Here is a 6,960-nt window from a genome sequence, read left to right as displayed (position 1 = left end):
ATACGAAACCCAGCAGCAGTTGCCCTTCAACATGCAGCCGGTCAACAACGGCATCATCGAGGTGATTTTGCAAAGAGGGGGCCAAAAGACCACCCAAACCAGCCCCTCGCCCATTACCATTGCCCCTTAGCTAGGATCCCCGAGAAGGCTAAACTGCTGCCTCAAAGGGATCGGCGCTGCGCTGGATCTGGGTAGAGAGCTTGGGGATTACCTGCAGGTTGAACTGTTGCTCGAAGACTTTTTTCTTCTCGTTTAAGCTCCACAACTCTAGGGCACAGTCGTCCTTGGGATGCCTGGGATCCAAAATCAACTCCATGCGGCGGGGGCCTTCTCCCAGGAGCTGAAAACGGCAGTGCAGGGCTTGAATGGCCTGCAGGCGGCGGCGATCCAAAGCACAGGCTATGCGCAGCAGGGGGCTCAGTTCCAGCACCACTTGGCGATCCCGCTCGTCGCTGAGGCGCTGGAAGTTCTCGTGCTTCTTCTTGGGGGGCGACTTGCGGTGGTAGCGGGCCAAGTTGGCGATCACCTCCACCTCTTCTTCGTTGAAGCCCAAGAGTTCTCCATGGCGGATCAGGTAGTAGGAGTGCTTGTGGTGGGCGGCATGGCTGATGAAGTGGCCGCAGTTGTGCAGCATGGCCGCCGCCCAGAGAAGAGCCCGCTCCCGGGATCCCCAGCCATGCAGGATGCCGCGGGTCTGGTCGAAGAGGCTGAGGGCAAATTCGGCCACCCGTTCGGCATAGGGCAGCTCCACCTGATATTTTTCCGCCAGCTTGAGCACACTGCGCCGCCGCACCGAGCTGTGGTAGCGCAGCCGATCCTCAATCAAGCCTTGGCCGATCATCCAATCCACGATCAGCCCTTCCCGCAAAGCCCGTTCGCAAAATTGAACCCGCTCTACCCCCAGCAGGCTCATCACTTCCTCTAGGATCAGGGCGCCGGCCAGGATGATCTCCCCCCGTCTTTCCCCTAGGCCGGGCAGCTTTTGCCGTTCGGCCACCGTCAGGGATCGCAGCTCTTTGATGTAGCCGCGCAAGGCTTCCAAGCTGAACTCATACCCCTGCAGGCGACTGGGGGGAGCGCCCAAACGACGGCGGGCATCCCACTGGGCCAGGCTCTCGACGGTGCCAGAGGTGCCCACCAAAGGCAGGGATCCCTGTTGTTGTGAAGAGGCAAGGATCCGTTTCATCTGCTCAATGGGGGATTCCAGCATGCCGCGGATGTGCTGGCGCAGGGCTTGCAGTTCGCCAGAAGTGGGCGGATCGTGGTGCAAAAAAGCCTGGGTTAGACGCACAGCTCCCACCTTGATGCTGCGCAGAAACTCCGGCTCTTGGCCATTGCCCAAAATCAGCTCGGTGGAGCCACCGCCGATATCCACCACCGCATGCATCCGGTTGTGGAACTCCATCGCCGAGAGCACCCCCAGGTAGATGCGGCGGGCCTCTTCCTGCCCCGAGATTAACTCCACCCGCAGGCCCAGCTCCCGTTCAATCCGCTTCAAAAACTCCAGCCCATTGGGGGCCTCGCGCACAGCACTGGTAGCCACGGCAACAATATCCTGCACCTGAAAGCTCTCAGCAATGCGGCAAAATCGTTCCAGGGCCACTCGGGCCCGCTCCATGGCTGCAGGCGTGAGGGCGCCCGTCTGGTTGCAGTATTCCCCCAGCCGCACGGTGGCTTTTTCGCGGGAGATGATGGTGAAGCTGGGGATACGGGGATTGATGCGCACCACCACCATGTGGAGAGAGTTGCTGCCCACATCGATGGCCGCCAGAACGGGGGCCGCCCAAGATTCAGAACGAGAAGCCGGGCCGGTTTCGGAAACTGGGGGAGCAGAGGCGACAGGGCATTCCGTGAAGTCGGTGCGCGAAGAGATCATGGCTCGGGTGTGGGGGTCAACCCCTTTAGGATACTGTGTACTTTCCCCCCTTGTTCCGGGCCGAGTCGTGAGGTGAGGTTCGCGGTTGACTCGGCAAACAGGGGAATTGATTAGCTGGGGATCCCTGCCGTTCTCGCCCCAGCCTAAGATAGGGACACGGATATCCATTTCTTCACTGTTCTTTCTTTGTTGTCGAAGCAGGTTCCGATGTCTCAGCCAGCCGAATCACCTCAGAAGGCCAACAGCACCCTCAAACTGCTGCGCACTCACGAGTCTCCCAAACTGGAGCGCATCCGCCACACCACTTCCCATGTCCTGGCTATGGCGGTGCAAAAGCTGTTTCCCAAGGCCCAGGTGACCATCGGCCCCACAACCGACTACGGCTTCTACTACGATTTTGACCATCCCGAGCCCTTCACGCCGGAAGATCTGGATCGCATCAAAAAAGAGATGCAGGCAATCATCAAAAAAGGTTTGCCGGTGATCCGCGAGGAGGTGAGCCGTGAAGAGGCCAGGCGCCGCATCGAAGCCCTCGGAGAACCCTACAAGCTGGAGATCTTAGACAGCATTCCCGAAGGGGAGGTCATCAGCATTTACCACTTGGGGAATGAATGGTGGGATCTCTGTGCTGGCCCCCATGTGGAAAACACCCGAGATCTCAACCCCAAAGCCTTTGATTTGCTCAGTGTGGCCGGCGCTTATTGGCGGGGGGATGAAACCAAGCCGCAGCTCCAACGCATCTACGGCACCGCCTGGGAGACCCCAGAGGAGCTGAAAGAATACAAACGGCGGCTGGAGGAGGCCAAACGGCGGGATCACCGCAAGCTGGGCAAAGAACTGGGTCTCTTCCTGTTTTCCGATGAAGTGGGTCCGGGCTTGCCCCTTTGGACTCCGAAAGGAACTACCCTACGCTGGGTGCTGGAGGATTTTCTCAAGCAGGAGCAGCTCAAGCGGGGCTACCTGCCGGTGGTTACCCCTCATATTGCCCGTGTGGACTTGTTCAAGATCTCCGGCCACTGGCAAAAGTACCGGGAAGATATGTTCCCCATGATGGCGGAGAATGAGCAGGATCGCGCAGCCGAACAGGGCTTTGTCATGAAGCCGATGAACTGTCCTTTTCACATCCAAATCTACAAATCCGAGCTGCGATCCTACCGCGATTTGCCCCTACGATATGCCGAATTCGGCACCGTCTATCGCTATGAGCAATCGGGGGAATTGGGAGGTCTGACGCGAGTGCGTGGCTTTACGGTGGACGATGCCCACCTGTTTGTCCGGCCCGATCAGCTGGAGGAGGAGTTTCTTAAGGTTGTCGATCTCATTTTGGTGGTCTTCGACAAGCTTAAACTCAGAGATTTTCGCGCCCGCCTCAGCTTCCGCGATCCCAAGTCTGACAAATATCTGGGATCCCCTGAAGATTGGGACAAAGCCGAAAATGCCATCCGTCGCGCTGTGGAGAAGTTGTCGATGCCCCACTTTGAAGGGATCGGCGAAGCAGCCTTCTATGGGCCAAAGCTGGATTTTATTTTCCGCGACGCCCTGGATCGGGAGTGGCAACTGGGCACGGTGCAGGTGGACTACCAAAACCCACAGCGCTTTGATCTGCAATACGTAGCTGAGGATGGATCCCGGCAACGCCCGGTGATGATCCACCGCGCTCCCTTTGGCTCGCTGGAGCGGCTGATTGGGATCCTCATCGAAGAATACGCTGGGGATTTTCCCTTCTGGCTGGCCCCGGAACAGGTGCGCATTTTGCCCGTTTCCGATCAGTATCTGGGCTACGCCACCCAGGTGCGGGATCAGCTGCGAGAGCAGGGGATCCGCGTCCACATCGATGCCGACAGCGATCGTTTGCCGAAGAAAATCCTCAATGCCGAGAAGGCCCGGATCCCCTTCATGCTGATCGTGGGGGAACAGGAACAAGCGGCAGGAACGGTGAGCGTGCGCCAGCGCCATGGACAGGAGCTGGGATCCCTGACGGTGGCAGACTTCCTGGATCAGGTGCAGGCGCTCAACTAGCCGGTTGCGGCAATGGAGGGCAGTGGAGTTTTCAGAACTTGAGGATCCCAGATGCCGGGGAGCTCAAGAAAGGGCCTGAATGTCCCTTTCTAAAGAAAAGCCAGCCGACGGCCGTGTTGACGGCCCGCCGCTATTCTGGCGGCAATGCCCAGAAGATCGTTGTGGGGCGGGAGCTTTCCTGTGGATCCAAGGTGCTGGTGGCTGCCCAGCCGACGCGGGGGGTGGATGTGGGGGCCATCGAGGCCATTCATCGGCGCATCCTGCAGGCACGGGATCAGGGCATGGGTGTGCTGCTGGTATCGGCGGATTTGAATGAGGTGATCAGCTTGTCGGATCGCATTTTGGTGATCCATGAGGGCCACCTGGTGGGAGAACTCACGCCTGAAGAAGCCACCGAAGAGCAGCTAGGGCTGCTCGCCGTTGTTCCAACTCTTGAGGAGAGATGCGCCCATAGGTCACGCTCATCTCGGCCAGCCGCTGGATCATGTCCTGCCGCAGCATGTCCTCGCGGTAGCGCCAGGCCCAGTTGTTCTCGGTGGTGCCGGGGAAGTTCATGCGCGCCTCTGCCCCCAGCCCCATCACATCCTGCAGGGGAATGATGGCCAGATCGGCTACGGAAGCAAGGGCTAGGCGAATGAGATCCCAATGGATGCCCTCGGATCCCTGGCAGCCCAAATAGCGCAGCAGGTTTTGTTTTTCCCACTCCGAGCGATCCGGGTCATGAAACCAGCCCACCACCGTATTGTTGTCGTGGGTGCCGGTGTAAACGACAAAGTTACGCTCGTAGGCATGGGGCAAATAGGGGTTATCCGGCCCGGAACCAAAAGCAAACAGCAGCACCTTCATGCCGAGCAGGCCGAATTGATCCCGCAGTTGCAACACCTCGGGCGTGATGTCTCCCAGATCTTCGGCAATCACCGGGATTTCCCCCAGCTTGTCGGCCAGGGCCTGAAAGAAATCTGCTCCCGGCCCTTTTTGCCACTCCCCTTCCACAGCCGTTTCTGCATCGCCTGGAATGGCCCAGTAGCTCTCGAAGCCGCGAAAGTGGTCGATGCGCACACAGTCCACCTGCTTGAGGATGGCCTGGATGCGTTTGATCCACCAGTCGTAGCCACGGGCCTTGAGCACTTCCCAGTTGTAGAGGGGGTTGCCCCAGCGCTGCCCGGTGGGGCTGAAATAGTCCGGCGGCACACCGGCTACTTGTAAAGGCCGTCCCTGCTCATCCAGGTGAAACAGCTCCCGGTTGGCCCACACGTCGGCACTGTTGGGGGCAACGTAGATGGGCACATCCCCAATGAGCCGCACTTGATGCTGGTGGGCATACTCCCTTAGGGATCTCCACTGCTGGGCAAACAGATACTGCCAAAACATCTGGCGGGTGACTGCGTCGGCGTAGCGGTCGCGGGCCTCCTGGAGAGCAAGGGGATCCCGCTGGGCTAGGGCTGGAGGCCACTGAGTCCACTCTTGCTCGCCATACACCTCTTTGAGAGCCATGAAGAGAGCGTAGTCCGGTAGCCAATCCGCCTCCTCGGCACAGTAGGCGTGAAAGGCTTCCCAGTCAGCAGCGCTAGCCTTTTCCTTGAAGGTGGCCCAGGCCCGCTGCAAAAGACCCAGCTTGAAGGGGATGACAATCCCGTAGTCCACCCGCTCAGCATCCCCCGCCTGGATGGCCGGCCACTGGGGCAGCTCCTCCCAGGCGTTGGCCTCCAGCCAGCCAGCTTCGACCAGTAGCTCCGGGCTAATCAGCAGCGGGTTGCCGGCAATGGAGGAAAAGCTCATGTAGGGGGAGTTGCCCCAGCCGGTCGGCCCAAGAGGCAGCACCTGCCAGAGGCGCTGGCCGCTCTCCACCAGAAAATCCACAAAACGATAAGCCGATGGCCCCAGATCGCCGATGCCAAATGGCCCCGGTAGCGAGGTGGGGTGCAGGAGGATCCCACTGAGTCTGCCCATGCGCATGGCCAAGCCCTTTTGCCCTAGGTGGCTTCACCGCCTATGCTGTCACTTCTGGAGCCACGGTGGACAGCTCCAGACAAGACAAAATTAGAACAAAGTTAAAAAATGAGCAGGATCCAAGGCCAAGACGCGCTTTTCCCTCTGGCCAGGGGATCCCGTCAGGGCGTCTCAGGAGCAGGGCAGGCTTGGGCATACCAGTCGTAGAGGCCATCACCGGTGGTGAGCCAAGTCTGAGGGCGAGATTGGATGTGCTGCAAGGCTTTTTTCAGGGATCCCATCCGCAGAGGCTGCCCGACAATGAAAGGATGTAGGCCGATGGCCATGATGCGAGGGGAGCGCTCCCCATCCTGCCAGAGTTGATCAAACTGGTCGATGAGGGCCTGGGCAAAGGCTTCTGCCGACAGGCGGGCGCTCAGACAAAGGCTGATGTCGTTGGCCTCCAGGGTGTAAGGGATCCCCAAGAGAGGGCCGGCGGCAGTTGGGAACCAGTAGGGTTGGTCGTCGTTTACCCAGTCGGTGGTGTAGCGGATCCCGGCAGCCTTGAGCAGGTCAAAGGTGTTCTCGCTAACGGAAAACCCCGGCGTCAGCCAGCCCCAGGGTCGGGATCCGGAAACCTTCTCCAAAAGGGACAAACTGCGCTCAATGAGCTCCTGTTCGACGTCACGGGCCAGGCCGCTGTGGCCGGTGGAGTTGTTCCAGCCGTGGGCCAGCACCGACCAGCCGTATTGGCGGATCCCTTCAATGATGGGGGGGTAAAGCTGCACCATTTCTGCATTCAAGGCCGCCGTCACCGGGATCCCCAGCTCGGCAAACAGCTCAAACAAGCGCCAAATGCCCACCCGATTGCCGTAGTCCCGCCAGCCATAGTTGGCGATCTCAGGGGAGCTGGTGAGATGGGGTTGAATGGCCGTGCCCAGCTTGCCAAAGGTGAAGTGCTCGATGTTCATCACCACGTACACAGCCACCCGCGCCCGATGCGGTAGGCTCGGCAGATTTCGGCTGGGCAGAGCTGAGTAGGCAGGGGGCAGCATGTCCGCTCTCCAAAGCTTTGATGCTCACCAAGGGGGCAGGCTAGTCCTTTGATTTTCCTGAGGTCAAGGCCCGATGGCAAG

Annotated in this window: 5 protein-coding genes; 1 reads left to right on the top strand and 4 read right to left on the bottom strand. The window is 59.6% G+C overall.

Annotation, left to right across the window (positions count from 1 at the left end):
* Nucleotides 1-148: 148 nt before the first annotated feature.
* Entirely contained in the window at nt 149-1,876 is a 1,728-nt protein-coding gene (locus tag NW837_RS04260) for an HD domain-containing protein (protein WP_414329407.1), read from the bottom strand.
* Between the two features lie 207 nt (nt 1,877-2,083).
* Between NW837_RS04260 and thrS the strand changes: the two genes are divergently transcribed.
* Nucleotides 2,084-3,895 (top strand): threonine--tRNA ligase, encoded by a 1,812-nt coding sequence (gene thrS, locus NW837_RS04255; protein ID WP_414329406.1) that lies wholly within the window; start codon nt 2,084-2,086, stop codon nt 3,893-3,895.
* 89 nt (nt 3,896-3,984) lie between these two features.
* Here thrS and NW837_RS04250 read toward each other — a convergent pair whose 3' ends face one another.
* From NW837_RS04250 to NW837_RS04240, 3 genes are all read right to left on the bottom strand, one after another.
* Nucleotides 3,985-4,248, bottom strand: coding sequence for a hypothetical protein (locus tag NW837_RS04250; protein ID WP_414329405.1), 264 nt, complete (start codon nt 4,246-4,248; stop codon nt 3,985-3,987).
* A 22-nt stretch (nt 4,249-4,270) separates the two neighbouring features.
* Nucleotides 4,271-5,851, bottom strand: coding sequence for a 4-alpha-glucanotransferase (gene malQ, locus NW837_RS04245; protein ID WP_414329404.1), 1,581 nt, complete (start codon nt 5,849-5,851; stop codon nt 4,271-4,273).
* 155 nt (nt 5,852-6,006) lie between these two features.
* Nucleotides 6,007-6,879, bottom strand: coding sequence for a polysaccharide deacetylase family protein (locus tag NW837_RS04240; RefSeq protein WP_414329403.1), 873 nt, complete (start codon nt 6,877-6,879; stop codon nt 6,007-6,009).
* Nucleotides 6,880-6,960 lie beyond the last annotated feature (81 nt).

Origin of the sequence: Synechococcus sp. R6-10 (genome assembly GCF_047461815.1) — a bacterium.
Taxonomy (GTDB): domain Bacteria; phylum Cyanobacteriota; class Cyanobacteriia; order Thermostichales; family Thermostichaceae; genus Thermostichus.
The sequence above is the reverse complement of the archived record's forward strand: the minus strand, read 5'-3'. Positions and strand labels throughout refer to the sequence as shown.

Bases quoted from the DNA above. Each gene is read 5' to 3' on its own strand.
- NW837_RS04260 (WP_414329407.1), bottom strand. From the start codon at position 1,876: ATGATCTCTTCGCGCACCGACTTCACGGAATGCCCTGTCGCCTCTGCT.
- thrS (WP_414329406.1), top strand. From the start codon at position 2,084: ATGTCTCAGCCAGCCGAATCACCTCAGAAGGCCAACAGCACCCTCAAA.
- NW837_RS04250 (WP_414329405.1), bottom strand. From the start codon at position 4,248: ATGGATCACCAAAATGCGATCCGACAAGCTGATCACCTCATTCAAATC.
- malQ (WP_414329404.1), bottom strand. From the start codon at position 5,851: ATGCGCATGGGCAGACTCAGTGGGATCCTCCTGCACCCCACCTCGCTA.
- NW837_RS04240 (WP_414329403.1), bottom strand. From the start codon at position 6,879: ATGCTGCCCCCTGCCTACTCAGCTCTGCCCAGCCGAAATCTGCCGAGC.